Genomic DNA, 17,026 nt, shown 5'->3' with positions numbered 1-17,026 from the left:
TTTGTCGCGCCGCTCATTCGCCCTGCTGCGCGGCAAGCTGTAGCAGCGTTCTTGCGGCCGTCGATGCGGCGATCCGGCCCTCCGACACGTCGGCCTGCATGCGCGGCAACAGCTCGCGCACCTGCGGGTGATGGCGGAAGGCCTGCTTGAGGCCAAAGTCGATGCGCTCCCACATCCATGAGAGCGCCTGTTTTTCGCGGCGCGTCTGCAACTTGCCGTTGGCGGTTTGCAGGCGGCGAAACTCCTGCACCGCATGCCAGAAGCCTTCGACGCCGTCGCCCTTGAGCGCGCTGATCTGCACGACCTTGGGCTGCCACAGCGCCTCGTTGTGATGCGCGTGATCGGGGTTGCCGTGCATGGCGAGCAGGCGCAGGCTCGACGTGATCTGCGCCTGGGCGCGCGTGGCCGCATTTGGGTCGATGTCGGCCTTGTTGATGACCACGAGATCGGCCAACTCCATCACGCCCTTCTTGATGGCCTGAAGATCGTCGCCCGCATTCGGCAATTGCAGCACGCAGAACATGTCGGTCATGCCATGCACCGCGATCTCGCTCTGGCCCACGCCGACGGTCTCGATGATCACCACGTCATAAGCGGCGGCCTCGCAGACCAGCATGGCCTCACGCGTCTTCTCTGCGACGCCGCCGAGCGTGCCGCTCGACGGGCTCGGGCGGATGTAGGCATTCGGGTTGACCGACAAATGCTCCATGCGCGTCTTGTCGCCAAGAATCGAACCGCCGGACACGGTGGAAGACGGATCGATGGTCAACACCGCGACCTTCATGCCCTGCGCAACCAGGTGCAGTCCCAGCGTTTCGATGAAGGTCGACTTGCCCACTCCGGGCACGCCGCTGATGCCCAGTCGAAACGACTTGCCGGTATGCGGCAGCATGGCGGTGAGCAGTTCATCGGCCTGAGCACGGTGATCGGCGCGGGTCGATTCGAGCAGCGTGATCGCCTTGGCCATGGCGCGGCGCTGCACTGCGGCAGAGCCGTGCAGGATGCCTTCTAACAACTGCGCCGGAGTCACGCCGCTTGAGCCTTTCGAATCTGCTCCAGCACATCCTTCGCGCTGGCGGGAATCGGCGTGCCGGGGCCGTAGACGCCCTTGACGCCTGCGCCGTACAGGAATTCATAGTCCTGCGCGGGAACTACGCCGCCGACGAAGACGATGATGTCGTCCGCGCCCTGCTTCTTGAGTTCTTCGATGATCGCCGGAACCAGCGTCTTGTGTCCGGCAGCCAGGGTGGAGACACCCACGGCGTGCACGTCGTTTTCAATCGCCTGACGGGCGCATTCCTCGGGGTCTGGAACAGCGGGCCCATGTCCACGTCAAAGCCCAGGTCGGCAAACGCGGTGGCGACGACTTTGGCGCCGCGATCATGGCCGTCCTGGCCGAGCTTGGCGATCATCACGCGCGGGCGGCGGCCGAGGTTTTCGGCGGCGTCGCTGATTTCGGCCTTGAGCTTTTCCCAGCCTTCTGCGGAGTCATATGCTGCCGCGTACACACCGGTCACCTTTTGCGTATCGGCACGATGGCGGCCGAATTCCTTTTCGAGCGCGTCGGAGACCTCGCCCACGGATGCGCGCAGGCGGATCGCCTTGATCGCCAGGTCGAGCAGATTGCCCTCGCCCGAGCGTGCGGATTCGGTCAACGCGGCGAGTGCGGCGTCAACCGCCGTCTGGTCGCGCTTGGCCTTCATGTCGTTCAGGCGCTTGATCTGGTTGTCGCGCACCTTCACATTGTCCACTTCGAGAATGTCGACCGGGTCTTCCTTCGCGAGCTTGTACTTGTTCACGCCGACGATCACGTCCTTGCCGGAATCGATGCGCGCCTGCTTCTCGGCGGCGGCGGCTTCGATCTTGAGCTTGGCCCAGCCGGAATCCACGGCCTGTGTCATGCCGCCCATGGCTTCGACTTCCTCGATGATGGTCCATGCGGCGTCGGCCATGTCCTGCGTGAGCTTTTCCATCATGTAGGAGCCGGCCCAGGGATCGATCACGTTGGTGATGTGGGTCTCTTCCTGAATGATGAGCTGCGTGTTGCGCGCGATGCGGGCGCTGAACTCGGTGGGCAGCGCAATCGCCTCATCGAGCGCATTGGTGTGCAGTGATTGCGTGCCGCCGAACACCGCCGCCATCGCCTCGATGGTGGTGCGCACGACGTTGTTGTAGGGATCCTGCTCGGTCAACGACCAGCCCGAGGTCTGGCAGTGCGTGCGCAGCATCAGGCTCTTGGGCTTCTTGGCGTTGAAACCCTTCATGATGCGGCACCACAGCAGGCGCGCGGCGCGCATCTTGGCGATCTCCAGATAAAAATTCATGCCGATCGCCCAGAAGAACGACAGGCGACCCGCGAAATCATCAACGTCCATGCCCTTGGCTGTGGCGGTGTTCACGTATTCCTTGCCATCGGCCAGCGTGAATGCCAGTTCCAGCGCCTGATTCGCGCCGGCTTCCTGCATGTGGTAGCCCGAGATCGAGATCGAGTTGAACTTGGGCATGTTCTTGCTCGTGTACTCGATGATGTCTCCAATGATCTTCATCGACGGCTGCGGCGGATAGATATAGGTGTTGCGCACCATGAACTCTTTCAGAATGTCGTTCTGAATGGTTCCCGAGAGCTGGTCCTGCGAAACGCCCTGCTCCTCGGCGGCAACCACATAGCCCGCAAGCACCGGCAGCACGGCGCCGTTCATGGTCATGGACACCGATACCTTGTCGAGCGGGATCTGGTCGAACAGGATCTTCATGTCCTCGACCGAATCGATGGCCACACCGGCCTTGCCGACGTCGCCCGTCACGCGCGGATGATCGGAATCGTAGCCACGGTGCGTTGCCAGATCGAACGCCACCGAAACGCCCTGCCCGCCCGCCGCCAGCGCCTTTCGATAGAAGGCGTTGGACTCCTCGGCCGTCGAGAAGCCGGCGTACTGGCGGATGGTCCACGGGCGCACCGCATACATCGTGGCCTGCGGACCGCGGATATAGGGCTCCATGCCGGGCAGCGTGTTGGTGTATTGCAGGCCCTGGGTGTCTTCTGCCGTGTACAGCGGCTTGACCGAAATGCCATCCGGCGTGACCCAGTTCAGCGCCGACACGTCGCCGTTCGGTGCGGACTTGGCGGCGGCTTTGTGCCACTCGTCCATGCTGGGAGCGGCAAAGTTGTCACGGGGTTTGGAGGCTTCGGTCATGGCAGATGAGGTCTTTTGAAAGAAGTGGAGCGCTCGGGTCAAATTTCATTATGCAAAAAGACGCATAGAATTCATAATTATTGATCCAAAATTTTGAATTCAGCGTAAATTATCATGCCTTTGCAGGAAATTCGGAGCGTTGGCTAGTCACCTACGTGATTTATGCAATGCGGGATGGTCAGCATCACATTGACGTATACGTCAATTTTAGCGAGTTGTGAGTTACCGATGACAACGCGAAGCTGATCACCCGCAGTCGAGCATTTTCGTGCGGCAACTGTGGCATCGCTTCCTGCCCCCCTGCGTTACAGCTTTCTTGCGAGTGCATTGCCTTGATTGACTTCCGCGACCCTTACCTATGAGCATTGCCACCCTTTCTCCCCGCGCGCTGTATGAAGAAGTCGCCGAGCTGCTGCGCCAGCGCATCTTCTCTGACGAACTGGCGCCCGGAAGCTGGATTGACGAGGCGAAGATCGCCGAGGAGTTCGGCATCAGCCGCACCCCACTGCGCGAGGCGCTCAAGGTGCTGGCGTCGGAGGGACTGATCACCATGAAGGTGCGGCGCGGCGCATGGGTGACCGAGGTCACGCATGAGGACATGAAGCAGGTCTACCACCTGCTCGCGCTGCTCGAGAGCGATGCCGCCGCGTGGGTGGCCGAATTTGCCAGCGATTTGCAACGCGCCGAGCTGCATGCGCTGCACGCCGAACTGGAACAGGCGACGCTTGACCGCAAAAAATTCTTCGGCATCAACGAGCAGTTTCACATGCGCATCCTTGAGGCCACGAGCAACAAATGGCTGTTCCAGATGGTGCAGGACCTTCGCCGGGTGATGAAGCTCAGCCGCCACAATTCGCTGCTCAAATCGGGGCGGATTGCAGATTCGCTCGCCGAGCACGCCTCGCTGATGGCGGCTTTCGATGCGCGTGACGCCGAAGCGGCGCGCAAGGCCATGCAAAGCCATTTTGCCGAGGGCCTGAACGCGGCGGGCTGAACTCGCGTGACATGCCGGGCTTCGGGTTTTCCCGCCAATGGGTAAGATGGCCGGTTTAGATGCCCGTGTGCAGATCGACATACTCGTCGCATGCGGGCCACCGTCTCCCCTACTGGTTGCCGCATGAATTCGCCTGTCACCGAACTACAAGACGTCCATACCCTTCCAGCATTGCTCGCCACGCGCGCGCGCCTCACCCCCAACGCGGAGGCCTATCGCCAGTGCGACGCGCATGGTGACTGGAAAAGCCTGACCTGGCGCGAAGCGGAAACCGAAATCGCCCGATATTCGCGCGCACTCGCGGAAACCGGCCTGCCGGAAAAGGCCCATGTCGCCATTCTTCTGCCAAACGGGCTGAACGCAATGTGCATCGATCAGGCCGTCATGGCCACCGGCTGCGTTCCCGTGCCGCTGCACGCCATCGACAACCCGGGCAGCATCGCCTACATCCTCAACGACGCCGAAGTCGCGCTGCTGGTGCTGACCGACAGCAAGCAATGGCAGAACATTGCCGACGTATGCGAGGATTTCCCCATCTGCGCGGGGTCATCATTGCCGAAGGCGAGGCGCTGCCCGCCGCCGGTGACAAACGCTCGCACCAGATTCCCGTAGCGCCGCTGATCGAATGGGTGGCGCACGCCCCCGCAGACCAATTACTGCCTCCGCCCCCTGCTCCCGATGATCTGGCAGCCATCGTCTACACCAGCGGCACGACCGGCAAACCCAAGGGCGTGATGCTCACGCACGCCAATGTGATCGCCGACGTGAAGGCGGTGATGCAGCGCATCTCGCCAGTGGCGTCCGATGTGTTTCTGTCTTTTCTGCCGCTGTCCCACACCTTCGAGCGCACCGGTGGCTATTACCTCCCCATTGCCTCGGGAAGCTGCGTGGCCTACGCGCGTTCGGTCGCGTTGATCGCGCAGGACCTGATGATCGTTAAGCCGACGATTCTGGTGTCGGTGCCGCGCATCTATGAGCGCGTGCATGCCAAGCTGCTCGAGGTGTTGTCGGCCTCCAGCTTCAAGATGCAACTCTTTCAGGCCGCGCAATCCGTCGGCTGGACGCGTTTTTGCGCCGGACAAGGACTGCCCGCGCCCAAGGACGATGCGGACCACAAGAACAACGGTGGCTGGATGCGCATACTCCCTGGCCGCTTCTGCGCGCGCTCGTGGCCAAGCCCTTGCTTGAGAAATTCGGTGGCCGCGTGCGCGTTGCCGTGAGCGGCGGCGCCCCGCTCTCTCCCGGCATCGCCAAGTGCTTTCTGGGCCTTGGACTGCCGCTGATCCAGGGCTACGGAATGACGGAGACCACGCCGGTCGTGTCCGTCAACACGCTGACCGACAATGACCCCTCCACCGTCGGACGTCCGCTGCCCGGCGTCGAGGTGCGCATCGGCGAAAATCGCGAACTGCAAGTGCGCGGCCCCATCGTGATGAAGGGCTACTGGAAACGCCCGGAGGACACGGCGCGCATTCTCTCGCCAGACGGCTGGCTTGGCACCGGCGATCAGGCTGAACTGGTGGACGGCGATCGCATCCGCATTCTGGGCCGCATCAAGGAAATCATCGTCACCTCGACCGGCGAAAAGGTGCCCCCGGGCGATCTGGAAATGGCCATCACCGGCGATCCGCTTTTCGCACAGGCCTTTGTGGTGGGCGAGAACCGCCCCTTCATCGCCTGCGTTGCGTCGATCAATGAAGAGGAATGGCGCAAGCTCGCGCAAGAACTGAATCTCGACCCCGAAGACCCGGCCAACCTGAGCAAGTCCGAAGTCGAGCAAGCCGCGCTCACGCGCATCGCCAGGCAGACCACCAGCTTCGCGCGCTACGCCGTGCCACGCGCAATCCACCTGACCCGCGAAACGTGGACCATCGAAAACGCCTTCATGACGCCAACGCTCAAGCTCAAGCGCAACAATTTGATGGCCTACTACGGCGAGGCCATTGACGGCCTGTACCAGAAACCCGCAGCAGGACGCTGAACGCACCGCATGCACACCGACGCACCAACCCTTTCGAATCCATCGCGCTTCAGCCCGTGGCGCATGTCCGTCGCCCCGATGATGGACTGGACTGATCGTCATTGCCGCCATCTGCATCGGCTGCTGAGCCGCCATGCGCTGCTCTACACCGAGATGGTGACCACGGGTGCGCTGGTGCATGGCGACGTCGAGCGGCACCTGCGGTTTGGCGTCGAAGAGCATCCGGTTGCGCTGCAGCTCGGGGCAGCGAGCCCGCTGATCTTGCGCACAGCGCCAGGCTCGGTGAGCAATGGGGTTATGACGAGATCAATCTCAATTGCGGTTGCCCGAGCGAACGCGTGCAGCGCGGCGCGTTCGGGGCGTGCCTGATGAATGAGCCGCAACTGGTGGCCGATTGCGTGAAGGCGATGGTGGACGTGGTGACGAACGTGCCCGTGACCGTGAAACACCGTATCGGCATCGACAAGGGCGAGGAATATGGCTTTGTGCGCGATTTCGTCGGCACGGTGGCGGACGCGGGCTGCACGGTATTCATTGCCCATGCGCGCAATGCCTGGCTCAAGGGCCTGTCACCGAAGGAGAACCGCGAGATTCCACCGCTGCGATATGACGTCGTGGCGCAGTTGAAGCGCGATTTTCCGCATCTCACATTTGCCATCAACGGCGGCTTCGTGGCGGATGACGCGGTGCTCGCGCAATTGCAGTCGCTCGATGGCGTGATGGTCGGGCGCGAGGCGTATCACAACCCGTGGTGGCTGGCGCGCTGGGACGAGGTTTTCTTCGGCGATGCGGCCAATGGCCTCACGCGGGAGCGGGTCGAGGAACGCATGGTCGACTACATGGAGTCCGAGGCCGCAAGCCACGGCACGCACTGGTACTCGATTGCGCGCCACATGCTGGGCCTGCGCAACGGGTTGCCCGGAGCGCGTCGCTGGCGTCAGGTGTGGAGCGATCATCGGCTGAAAGCGCTGCCCGCGCGCGAGGTCATGCAGATTGCGCGAACCCCGCCCGGCGCTTCCACGTCACGAGCAGACGCGGCGGCCATGGCTGGGTAGACTTGAGCCCCACGCCATTGGTTCATGCCACGGCAGACCTGAATTTCCGGATGTATTGCGCATGCCCAGCTTCTTGCCCACAGAAAACGATCTATTGCCCGAGGAACACGCGTTCCACCGGTATTACGGGCAGGAATTGCCGGTGCTCGAACACGCCTGTGCGTTCTACATCGCGCTCTTGCAGTCGGTGCTCGCCAAGGGGAGCGCATCGAGATTTCCAAGGTCGAGGGGCGCGTCAAGGACCGCGAGGAATGCCTGCGCAAGTTCTCGCGCAAGTACCGGGCGACGCTGGAGGAAGCGGGCCTGCACTATGAAATCCAGCACTACATCACCGATCTGGTGGGCCTGCGCGTGGTCTGCCTGTACGAGGATGAACTGGAAAAGGTCGCTGAGATCGTCAGCCGGTATTTCGACGTGATCGACGTGACCGACAAGGTCAGCGCCGTGGAAAGCACCGAGGCCTCGTTTGGCTACAAAGGCCTTCACCTTGATCTGCGCCTCAACGCGCAGCAGGCCGCGCTGCCGGAAAACGTGGCCTATGCGCACATTCCGTTCGAGCTACAGGTGCGCACCATCATTCAGGATTCCTGGAGCGTGCTGGACCACAAGATCAAGTACAAGAAGTCGATTCCCGCCGAACTCAAGCGCCGCATCAATGTGCTCTCGGCATTGTTTGAGCTGGCCGACCGCGAATTCCGGCAGATTCGCGATGCCACCGATGCCGAGCTGCTGCGCGCCGTGGACGAGACCGCCAATCCGGAAGATCCGGAGACCGGCGACGACAGCCGTCGGCAGGCTGTGGCCATGGGCAGCGAACTCAACGCCTTCACGTTCCTGAAGATCGCGCAGCATTTCTTCAAGGACTTCGAATTCGATCCACACAAGGTGGACCTGTTCGTGGAAGACGTGCGCGACTGGGTGCCGAGCATCACGCGCTCGCGCTTCAACGCCCTGATGCGCGAGAACATCGCCGTGGTCAAACGCTATAAGCAGTTCTTCGACGAGCAAAACCCCGGCAGCAGCTTCAACCCGTACACGGTGATCCGCCACTGCCTCTATCTCGGTGACAAGGCGGTTTTCCGCCGTGCGCTGCGCAATAGCTCAAGAGAGGCGTTCGAGGCGTGGCTTTTGGTGAACGTGCCGGTGCAAAACCTTTGAGATTGGCGAAAAACTCGGTGCTTTCGTAACCGATTCGACGCAGAGTTTTATCCGGTAGTGTCGTTTTATAACAAATGTTTGCAATGTATCTGCAGATCAGATGTGATCCGGCCCCTCTGAGAAGCTGAACTCCGACGGCGAGTAGGTGATTTCACTGTCTGACAATCCGGCAAATCCGCTGTTATATTGCACTGCAACATTACTCCAAATAGACTCACTGATGCTCTACACCCTCTACGAAGCACAGCGCTCTTTGATGGAACCGTTTGCCGAACTCGCGCAAGTGGCTTCCAAAATGTTCAGCAATCCCCAGACCCCGTTCAGTCAGACCACCGTGGCCCACCGCATGGCCGCGGGTTACGACCTGATGTATCGCCTGGGCAAGGATTATGAAAAACCGCAGTTCGGCATTTCCACGGTCAACGTCGATGGTGTGGAAGTCGCCATTCACGAACGCGTCGAGCTCGACAAGCCGTTTTGCGAACTGCGTCGCTTCAAGCGTTTCTCGGACGATCCGCCGACGCTCAGCGCGCTCAAGAATCAGCCTGCGGTGCTGATCGTCGCGCCGTTGTCCGGTCACTACGCCACGCTGCTGCGCGACACGGTGAAAACCATGCTCAGCGGACACAAGGTCTACATCACCGACTGGAAGAATGCCCGTCTGGTTCCCACGTCCGAGGGTGAATTCCACCTCGACGACTATGTGAACTACGTGCAGGATTTCATCCGCCATCTGCAGGCCCGCTACGGCAATTGCCACGTGATGAGCGTCTGCCAGCCCACGGTTCCCGTGCTCGCGGCGATTTCGCTGATGGCCTCGCGCGGCGAGACGACGCCACTCACGATGACCATGATGGGCGGCCCGATCGATGCACGCCGCTCGCCGACGGCGGTGAACAACCTCGCGACGCAGCACAGCATCGACTGGTTCGAGAACAACGTGATCTACCGCGTGCCGTCGAAATTCCCGGGCGCGGGTCGCCGTGTGTACCCCGGTTTCATGCAGCACAGCGGTTTCGTCGCGATGAATCCTGATCGCCATGCCAAGAGCCACTACGACTACTTCAAGGATCTGGTGCGCGGTGACGACGCCAGCGCCGAGGCGCATCGCAAGTTCTACGACGAGTACAACGCCGTGCTCGACATGGATGCCGACTACTACCTCGAAACCATCGAGACCGTGTTCCAGAAATACAGCCTCGTCGAAGGCACCTGGGATGTGAAGTCGCCCGATGGCCAGCTCGAGCGCGTGCGCCCGCAGGACATCAAGACCACCGCCCTGCTGACCGTGGAAGGCGAGCTGGACGATATCTCCGGCTCCGGCCAGACCGAAGCGGCACAGGACATCTGCACCGGCATTCCCAAGGAAGACCGCTCGCACATGGAGGTCACCGGCGCGGGTCACTACGGCATCTTCAGCGGTCGCCGCTGGCGCGAACTGGTGTATCCGCGCGTTCGTGACTTCGTGCTGGCCCACCAGCCCGCAGTCAAGCAGGCAGCTACCCCTGCAAACCGTCAGGCAGCCTGATCCGGCATAACATCGGGCATGCCCGAGCAGCGCGCCCCTTTGACTGGAAACACCTCCATCAGCCACGCGGCCAACCCTCTCGAGGGGTTGGCCGTTGTCATTGATGCGGCCCTGCCGCAAACGCAATGCACGCGCTGCGGCTATCCCGACTGCGCGGCTTATGCGCGCGCGATTGCGACCGACGAAGCCGCGATCAACCAATGCCCTCCGGGAGGCGATGAAGGCATCGCCCGCTTGTCGCGCATCACCGGAAAACCGGTGCTACCGCTCAATCCCGAAAATGGTTTTGAAGGCCCGCTCACGCTCGCGGTGATCGATGAGGACTGGTGCATTGGCTGCACGCTGTGCATCAAGGCCTGCCCGACGGATGCCATCATCGGCGCGAACAAGCGCATGCACACGGTGATTGCCGAGCACTGCACGGGCTGTGAGCTGTGCATTCCCGTGTGCCCGGTGGACTGCATCGGCCTGGAGAACCTGAGCGGCACGGCGACCGGCTGGTCGGCATGGAGCGATCAGCAGGCCGAACATGCACGCGAGCGCTACGTGCGCCACGTCGCGCGCCCATCCCGCCTGCCCACAGTCACCACCCCCGAGCAGCCCCGCGCATCCTTGCCGCCTTCGACGCAAGCACAGCCTGTCGATCCAAAAAAAGCCATGATCGCCGCCGCGCTCGAACGTGCGCGAGCGCGGCGCGGGTGATTTCAACGCAAGCCCTGCGGCGCCACAGGCTTCCACCATAATTGCAATCATGAATCCCCTGCTCTCACTTTTGCAGCCTTATCCATTCGAGCGTCTGCGCGAACTCTTTGCCGGGGTCACACCGGCACCCGAACACCGCGCGATCAGCCTGGGCATCGGGGAGCCCAAACATCCCACGCCCGAGCTCATCAAGAATGCGCTGGCGGGCAGTATGGATGGTCTCGCCGCCTACCCGCGACGGCCGGGGACATCAGGCTTCGTGAAGCCTGCGCGGCATGGCTTGAGCGCCGCTATGGTGTCAAGGTCCATCCCGCCACCCAGCTTCTGCCGGTGAACGGTTCGCGCGAGGCGCTGTTTGCGTTTGCGCAGACCGTCATCGACCCGGGCAAGCCCGGCGCGACCGTGGTCTGCCCGAACCCGTTCTATCAGATCTACGAAGGGGCGGCGCTGCTCTCGGGCGCCCAGCCGTATTTCGCGCCCAGCGTCGCAGAGCGCAATTTCGCGGTCGATTGGGACAGCGTTCCCGACGAGGTCTGGAAGCGCACGCAACTCATCTTCGTGTGCTCGCCCGGCAATCCGACCGGTGCGGTGATGCCGCTGTCCGAATGGGAAAAGCTGTTCGCCCTGTCCGACAAATATGGTTTCGTGATCGCCTCCGACGAGTGCTACAGCGAAATCTACTTCCGCGACGAGGCGCCGCTCGGCGGCCTTGAAGCCGCCACGCGGCTGGGCCGCACCGACTTCAAGCGGCTGATGATGTTCACCAGCCTGTCCAAGCGCAGCAACGTGCCGGGTATGCGCAGCGGCTTTGTCGCAGGGGATGCGGAGTTGATCAAGTCCTTCCTGCTGTATCGCACCTACCACGGTGGCGCGATGAGCCCGACGATCCAGCAGGCCAGCATTGCGGCCTGGAACGACGAGCAGCACGTGGTGGAGAACCGCGCCCTCTATCGCCAGAAATTCGCCGAAATCACCCCGATGCTAGCCAAGGTGATGGATGTCGCGCTGCCCGATGCGAGCTTTTATCTGTGGGCCGGTGTGCCGCAATCGCTGGGCATGAGCGACACCGAGTTCGCAAAGGCGCTTCTGGCTCAATACAATGTGACGGTATTGCCCGGTAGCTATCTGGCCCGCGAGGCGAACGGCATCAACCCAGGCGCGCAGCGTGTGCGCATGGCGCTGGTGGCCGAAACTGCCGAATGCCGCGAAGCCGCCGAACGCATCGTGAAGTTCATCCAATCCCGAACCTGAAGACGAAACAGATCCATGACTCAACAACTGCAAACCCTCATCGACAACGCCTGGGAAAACCGCGCCAGCATGTCTCCCGCCGCTGCTCCCAAGGAAGTGGTCGATGCCGTGGAACACGTGATTGCCGAGCTCAACACCGGCAAGCTGCGCGTGGCAACGCGTGAAGGCGTGGGCCAGTGGACCGTGCACCAGTGGATCAAGAAGGCCGTGCTGCTTTCCTTCCGGCTCAAGGACAACGTGCTGATGAAGTCGGGCGACCTGAACTTCTTCGACAAGGTCCCCACCCGATTCGAAGGCATGAGCGAAGCCGAGATCGCGGCGACCGGCGTGCGCGTCGTGCCGCCCGCCGTGGCTCGCCGCGGCAGCTTCGTGGCCAAGGGCGCGATCCTCATGCCCTCGTATGTGAACATCGGCGCCTATGTCGATGAAGGCACGATGGTCGACACCTGGGCGACGGTCGGCTCGTGCGCTCAGGTGGGCAAGAATGTGCACCTCTCCGGTGGCGTGGGCCTTGGCGGCGTGCTTGAGCCACTGCAAGCCAACCCGACCATCATCGAAGACAACTGCTTCATCGGCGCGCGCTCCGAAGTCGTCGAAGGCGTGATCGTCGAAGAGAACTCGGTGCTCGGCATGGGCGTATACATCGGCAAGAGCACCCCGATCTTCAATCGCGACACCGGCGAGACCCTCTTTGGCCGCGTGCCCTCGGGCTCGGTGGTGATCAGCGGCAATCTGCCCAAGACCACCAAGGACGGCGTGGCATACAGCACCTATGCGGCCATCATCGTGAAGACCGTGGACGCCAAGACCCGTTCGAGCACCAGCCTGAACGACCTGCTGCGCGACTGATTGCCAGCGACTCAAAACCACACCCGGGGAGATAGAACATGAGCACGATGGAAAGAATTCTGCGCCTCATGGCAGAAAAGAAGGCATCCGATGTGTACCTGTCGGCGCATGCGCCGGCGCTCATCAAGATCGATGGGCAGTGCGTTCCCATCAACAGCCAGATGCTCTCGACCGAGGCGCCTCTGAATCTGCTCTCGGAAATCGTCGAACCCCACCGGATCGAGGAACTCCAGGAAACCGGCGAGCTCAACATGGGCGTGCCGCTCGACGGCGTCGGACGCTTTCGCGTGAGCGCGCTGCGCCAGCGCGGCAGCTATGCGGTCGTGATCCGCTTCATTCCCGACAATATTCCGCCGATCGCCACGCTGAGCCTGCCCGACGTGCTGTCCGACCTGATCATGGAAAAGCGCGGGCTGATCCTCGTTGTCGGCGCCACCGGCTCGGGCAAGAGCACCACGCTCGCCTCGATGATCGATCATCGCAACGAGCAGCAGACCGGCCACGTGCTGACCGTCGAAGACCCGGTCGAATACCAGTTCACCAACAAGCGCGCCATCATCAACCAGCGCGAGATCGGCTCCGACACCAATTCGCTGCAGACGGCGCTCAAGAACGCGCTGCGCCAGGCACCCGACGTGATCCTGATCGGCGAAATTCGCGACCGCGAAACCATGTCCGCTGCGATTGCGTATGCGCAGTCCGGTCACCTCTGCCTTGCCACGCTGCACGGCAACAACAGCTACCACGCGCTCAACCGGATTCTTTCGTTCTACCCGGTCGAAGTCCGACCGACGATGCTCGGCGACCTGGCATCGGCCCTCAAGGCCATCATTTCCCAGCGTCTGGTGCGCACGCCGCAGGGCGCGCGTCTGCCGGCGGTGGAGGTCATGCTCAACACCAAGCTGGTGGCCGACCTGATTGAAAAAGGCGACTTCTCCGGCGTGCGCGAGGCGATGGAGAAATCCATGGCCGAAGGCTCCCAGACCTTTGAGGAAGCGCTGGCGCACATGATTCTGGACAACAAGATCGACCGCAAGGAAGGTCTTGCCTACGCCGACTCTCCCACCAATCTGTTGTGGCGTCTGCAAAACGACTTCGCGCTCGCATCCAAGGCGGCGCAGGCTCAGGCCGAGGCGCACCAGCGCGTCGATGACGACGAGCCGTCATTCACCGAAATTGTGCTCGACGTGCATCCGCACTAAAAGCGCCTGATCCCGTCATTTCTCAGCGCCCATGTCCCCCACCCTGCTTCTGACCGAACAGCTCATCAGCCGCCCTTCGGTGACGCCCCATGACGAGGGCTGCCTCGAAATCCTCGTTGCGCGCCTTGAACCGCTGGGTTTCGTCTGCGAACGCATGGACAGCGGCCCGGATGATTTCCGCGTCAGCAACCTCTGGGCCAAGCGCAGTTCGGCTTCGGCCGGTGCGCGCACCCTGGTATTCGCGGGCCACACCGACGTGGTGCCCACCGGACCGCTTGAGCAGTGGAGCAGCCCGCCGTTCACTCCCATGCACCGCAATGGCCGTTTGTACGGACGCGGCGCGAGTGACATGAAGGCCTCGATTGCTGCCTTCGTCGTGGCACTTGAAGAGTTTCTGGCCGCCCAGCCCGATCCGGACATCAACCTCGCGCTGCTGTTGACCAGCGACGAGGAAGGCCCCTCGGTCGATGGCACGAAGGTGGTCGTCGAGCGCCTGCGCGAACGCGCCGAGCCGCTGGAGTGGTGCATCGTCGGCGAGCCGACTTCGGTCGAGAAGACCGGCGACATGATCAAGAATGGTCGGCGCGGCACCTTGTCGGGCAAGCTCACCGTGCGCGGCGTGCAGGGGCATATTGCGTATCCGCAACTGGCGCGCAATCCCATCCATCAGGTGGTTCCGGCGCTGGCCGAACTCTCGTCCATCGAATGGGATCGCGGCAATGCGTTCTTTCCGCCCACGAGCTGGCAGATGAGCAACATCCACGGTGGAACCGGCGCAACCAACGTGATCCCGGGCTCGGTGGTGATCGACTTCAATTTCCGTTTCAGCACCGAATCCACCGCCGAGCAACTCAAGAAGCGCGTGCACGCGGTGCTCGACCGCCACGGTCTCGAATACGACCTGAGCTGGACGCTCGGTGGCCAGCCGTTTCTCACGACGCCCGGCGAGCTGGTGCGCGCGGTGCAGAGCGCGATCAGGGAGGTCACGGGCGTGGACACCGAACTCTCAACCACCGGCGGCACGAGCGATGGGCGATTCATCTCGCAGATCTGCCAGCAGGTCATCGAGTTCGGGCCACCCAACGCCACGATCCACAAGATCGACGAATACGTGGCGCTCGCGGACCTGGAGCCGCTCAAGAACGTCTACCTGCGCACGCTGGAACTGCTCGACCGTGGAGCGCTGCGCGCATGAGCGCCGCCGCCACCGTCAGCGAACTGATCCGCACCTCGGCCACCCGCCTGGAACAGGCCGGCGTGGCGTTCGGCCACGGAACGACCAATGCTCACGACGAAGCCGCCTGGCTGGTGCTCTGGCAGCTTGGATTGCCGCTTGACAGCCCGCTCGACGACGATGCGCCCGACTCCGTTGCGCAGCGCGAAGTCTCGCAGGAACACCGCTCGCATGTCGACGCGCTGATCGACCAGCGCATTGCCACGCGCAAGCCCGCCGCGTACCTGACGCGCGAAGCGTGGTTGCAGGGCGTTGCGTTCTACATCGATGAGCGCTCCATCGTGCCGCGCAGCTTCATCGCCGAACTACTGGCCGACGGCAGCATCGACGCCTGGCTCAGCGACCAGACTCACAAGGTGCTGGACCTGTGTACCGGCAACGGCAGCCTCGCCTGCCTGGCCGCCCTGACCTATCCCGACGTGCAGGTGACTGGCGCCGACATCTCGTCCGACGCGCTCGCCGTGGCCCGCATCAACGTGGACAGGCACGGACTGAGCGAGCGGGTCCGGCTCGTGCAGAGCGACGGCATGAGCCTGCTCGAAGATGGCTGGGACCTGGTGCTCTGCAATCCGCCTTACGTCAACGCTGACAGCATGAGCAAACTGCCCGACGAGTACCGCGCCGAGCCCGAACTGGCGCTCGCAGGCGGCGCGGACGGCATGGATTTTGTGCGTGCGCTCTTCGCGGTGCTTGCGCAGAAACTCAATCAGGACGGCGTGCTGGTGCTCGAAATCGGCAACGAAAAGCCCTACTTTGAAGCCGCCTTCCCCACCCTGCCGGTGTTCTGGCTCGACACCAGTTCAGGCGACGAACAGGTGCTGCTGGTGACCCGCCAGGCGCTTGAAAGCCTGAACAAGGCGTAACTTCCGTCCTGGAGCTTCTCAGGGTTCAGGGCGCCATCACGCGTGTCGCAAGTCTGGCAATCGGCGCGTGCAGATAGCCTTCGAGCCTGGCTGGCAGCAGCAAGGGCTTGAGCAGCATGCGCACCGCCAGATCGGCGGGCAATTGTGAGCTGATCAATTCGTAGGCACGCTGGGCGATGTCGGCAAAGCTGTGCTGGCTTTGCGCGAAGTAGTTACCGCGATGGGCGTAGACATGGCGCAGCGCGACATCCGAATCGCTTTCGCGCAATTCCTTCAGGCGCGCGTACAGCGCCCCGGCAATGCGCGTTCGAGCCACAGGGGCGTTCTCCTGCAACTGCTTGAAGTACTTGAGAAAGTGCTTGAAGTGGCCCACCTCGTCGTTGCGGATATTGCCGAGCAACTCGCGCAGCACCGGCTCGTCGCTTTGCTCGCGCAGCGTGTGGTAGTACGCGGTGGTGCCGGTCTCGACCACACAGCGCGCGACCATCTCGAGATGCCGGTCGGGGTGCAACTCCTCGACCGTACAGAGCTTGGAATACTCGTCAAAGAAACTGTCATAGGCCTTCTGCCACGGAAACTCCGGCCAGACCGCCTCTACATATCTGCGCAGCGCGGTGCCATGCTGCAGTTCTTCCGATTCCCAGCGGTCACGCAGCCAGGCAGTGATTTCGGGATATTCGCTGTAGTGCTCGGCGAGATTGGCGGCGTAGGTTTCGGAGCCGGTCTCGATGAACGAGGCGCTCATCAGCAGGTAGAAGAGATCCTCGTTGTCTTCAATCGCGCTTCGCTCGATGGCGTCGAAATCCAGATCGTCAATCTGCCAGTGCCCACGTTCGGGCTGCTCGTTCTGGTCGGTTCCGAGCGGGATTTGTGTCGATATTTGCTGCATCAGTCCTGATCCTGGAATGCCCGCGCGGCCGATGAAAACGGTGGCAGGCAATCCTTTTTTTGTCCTTGGGTTTCCCCCTGTGGACATTTTGATGACAGTTCTGCCGGCGCATGTAAGTCAATGCCA

At 62.3% G+C, this 17,026-nt stretch carries 9 protein-coding genes and 5 pseudogenes; 11 read left to right on the top strand and 3 right to left on the bottom strand.

Going from position 1 to position 17,026, the window contains the following annotated elements:
- Positions 1 to 13: 13 nt before the first annotated feature.
- Together meaB and scpA are read right to left on the bottom strand one after the other, a co-directional pair.
- Positions 14 to 1,030 carry a methylmalonyl Co-A mutase-associated GTPase MeaB gene (meaB, locus tag H9K75_RS02000; RefSeq protein ID WP_187724568.1) on the bottom strand — a complete coding sequence of 339 codons (1,017 nt, stop codon included), beginning with the start codon at positions 1,028 to 1,030 and terminating at the stop codon, positions 14 to 16.
- A pseudogene (scpA, locus tag H9K75_RS01995) lies at positions 1,027 to 3,194 on the bottom strand (methylmalonyl-CoA mutase). Before scpA ends, meaB begins: the two are co-directional and overlap by 4 nt.
- A 358-nt stretch (positions 3,195 to 3,552) precedes the next feature.
- On the opposite strand from scpA, the gene H9K75_RS01990 reads away from it, so the two are divergent.
- The 11 genes and pseudogenes from H9K75_RS01990 to prmB all read left to right on the top strand — a co-directional run bounded on the left by H9K75_RS01990 (position 3,553) and on the right by prmB (position 16,011).
- Positions 3,553 to 4,188 carry a GntR family transcriptional regulator gene (locus tag H9K75_RS01990; protein ID WP_187724567.1) on the top strand — a complete coding sequence of 212 codons (636 nt, stop codon included), beginning with the start codon at positions 3,553 to 3,555 and terminating at the stop codon, positions 4,186 to 4,188.
- Between the two features lie 123 nt (positions 4,189 to 4,311).
- A pseudogene (locus H9K75_RS01985) lies at positions 4,312 to 6,169 on the top strand (AMP-dependent synthetase/ligase).
- A gap of 9 nt (positions 6,170 to 6,178) precedes the next feature.
- Positions 6,179 to 7,224: pseudogene (gene dusA, locus H9K75_RS01980) on the top strand (tRNA dihydrouridine(20/20a) synthase DusA).
- Positions 7,225 to 7,285: 61 nt separating this feature from the next.
- Positions 7,286 to 8,382 (top strand): annotated as a pseudogene (locus H9K75_RS01975) (GTP pyrophosphokinase).
- Positions 8,383 to 8,602: 220 nt separating this feature from the next.
- Positions 8,603 to 9,910, top strand: coding sequence for a polyhydroxyalkanoate depolymerase (locus H9K75_RS01970; protein ID WP_187724566.1), 1,308 nt, complete (start codon positions 8,603 to 8,605; stop codon positions 9,908 to 9,910).
- Between the two features lie 18 nt (positions 9,911 to 9,928).
- Positions 9,929 to 10,612: an electron transport complex subunit RsxB gene (locus tag H9K75_RS01965; RefSeq protein WP_187724565.1), complete on the top strand. Its 684-nt coding sequence runs from the start codon at positions 9,929 to 9,931 to the stop codon at positions 10,610 to 10,612.
- A gap of 49 nt (positions 10,613 to 10,661) precedes the next feature.
- Positions 10,662 to 11,863 (top strand): annotated as a pseudogene (dapC, locus tag H9K75_RS01960) (succinyldiaminopimelate transaminase).
- Between the two features lie 15 nt (positions 11,864 to 11,878).
- Complete coding sequence (gene dapD, locus H9K75_RS01955) at positions 11,879 to 12,712, top strand: 2,3,4,5-tetrahydropyridine-2,6-dicarboxylate N-succinyltransferase (protein ID WP_187724564.1); 834 nt, start codon at positions 11,879 to 11,881, stop codon at positions 12,710 to 12,712.
- A 38-nt stretch (positions 12,713 to 12,750) separates the two neighbouring features.
- On the top strand, positions 12,751 to 13,914 hold the full coding sequence (locus tag H9K75_RS01950) for a PilT/PilU family type 4a pilus ATPase (RefSeq protein ID WP_187724563.1): 1,164 nt from the start codon (positions 12,751 to 12,753) through the stop codon (positions 13,912 to 13,914).
- Positions 13,915 to 13,945: 31 nt separating this feature from the next.
- On the top strand, positions 13,946 to 15,109 hold the full coding sequence (gene dapE, locus H9K75_RS01945; RefSeq protein WP_187724562.1) for a succinyl-diaminopimelate desuccinylase: 1,164 nt from the start codon (positions 13,946 to 13,948) through the stop codon (positions 15,107 to 15,109).
- Positions 15,106 to 16,011, top strand: coding sequence for a 50S ribosomal protein L3 N(5)-glutamine methyltransferase (prmB, locus tag H9K75_RS01940; protein WP_187724561.1), 906 nt, complete (start codon positions 15,106 to 15,108; stop codon positions 16,009 to 16,011). The genes dapE and prmB overlap by 4 nt, the downstream gene beginning before the upstream one ends.
- A gap of 25 nt (positions 16,012 to 16,036) precedes the next feature.
- Here the strand turns inward: prmB and H9K75_RS01935 are convergent, their stop codons facing one another.
- Complete coding sequence (locus tag H9K75_RS01935) at positions 16,037 to 16,900, bottom strand: ferritin-like domain-containing protein (protein ID WP_226858460.1); 864 nt, start codon at positions 16,898 to 16,900, stop codon at positions 16,037 to 16,039.
- Positions 16,901 to 17,026 lie beyond the last annotated feature (126 nt).

Source organism: Diaphorobacter aerolatus (assembly GCF_014489535.1).
GTDB lineage: Bacteria > Pseudomonadota > Gammaproteobacteria > Burkholderiales > Burkholderiaceae_C > Diaphorobacter_A > Diaphorobacter_A aerolatus.
Note: the sequence above shows the minus strand (reverse complement) of the source record. Positions and strands in the feature narration are given on the sequence as shown.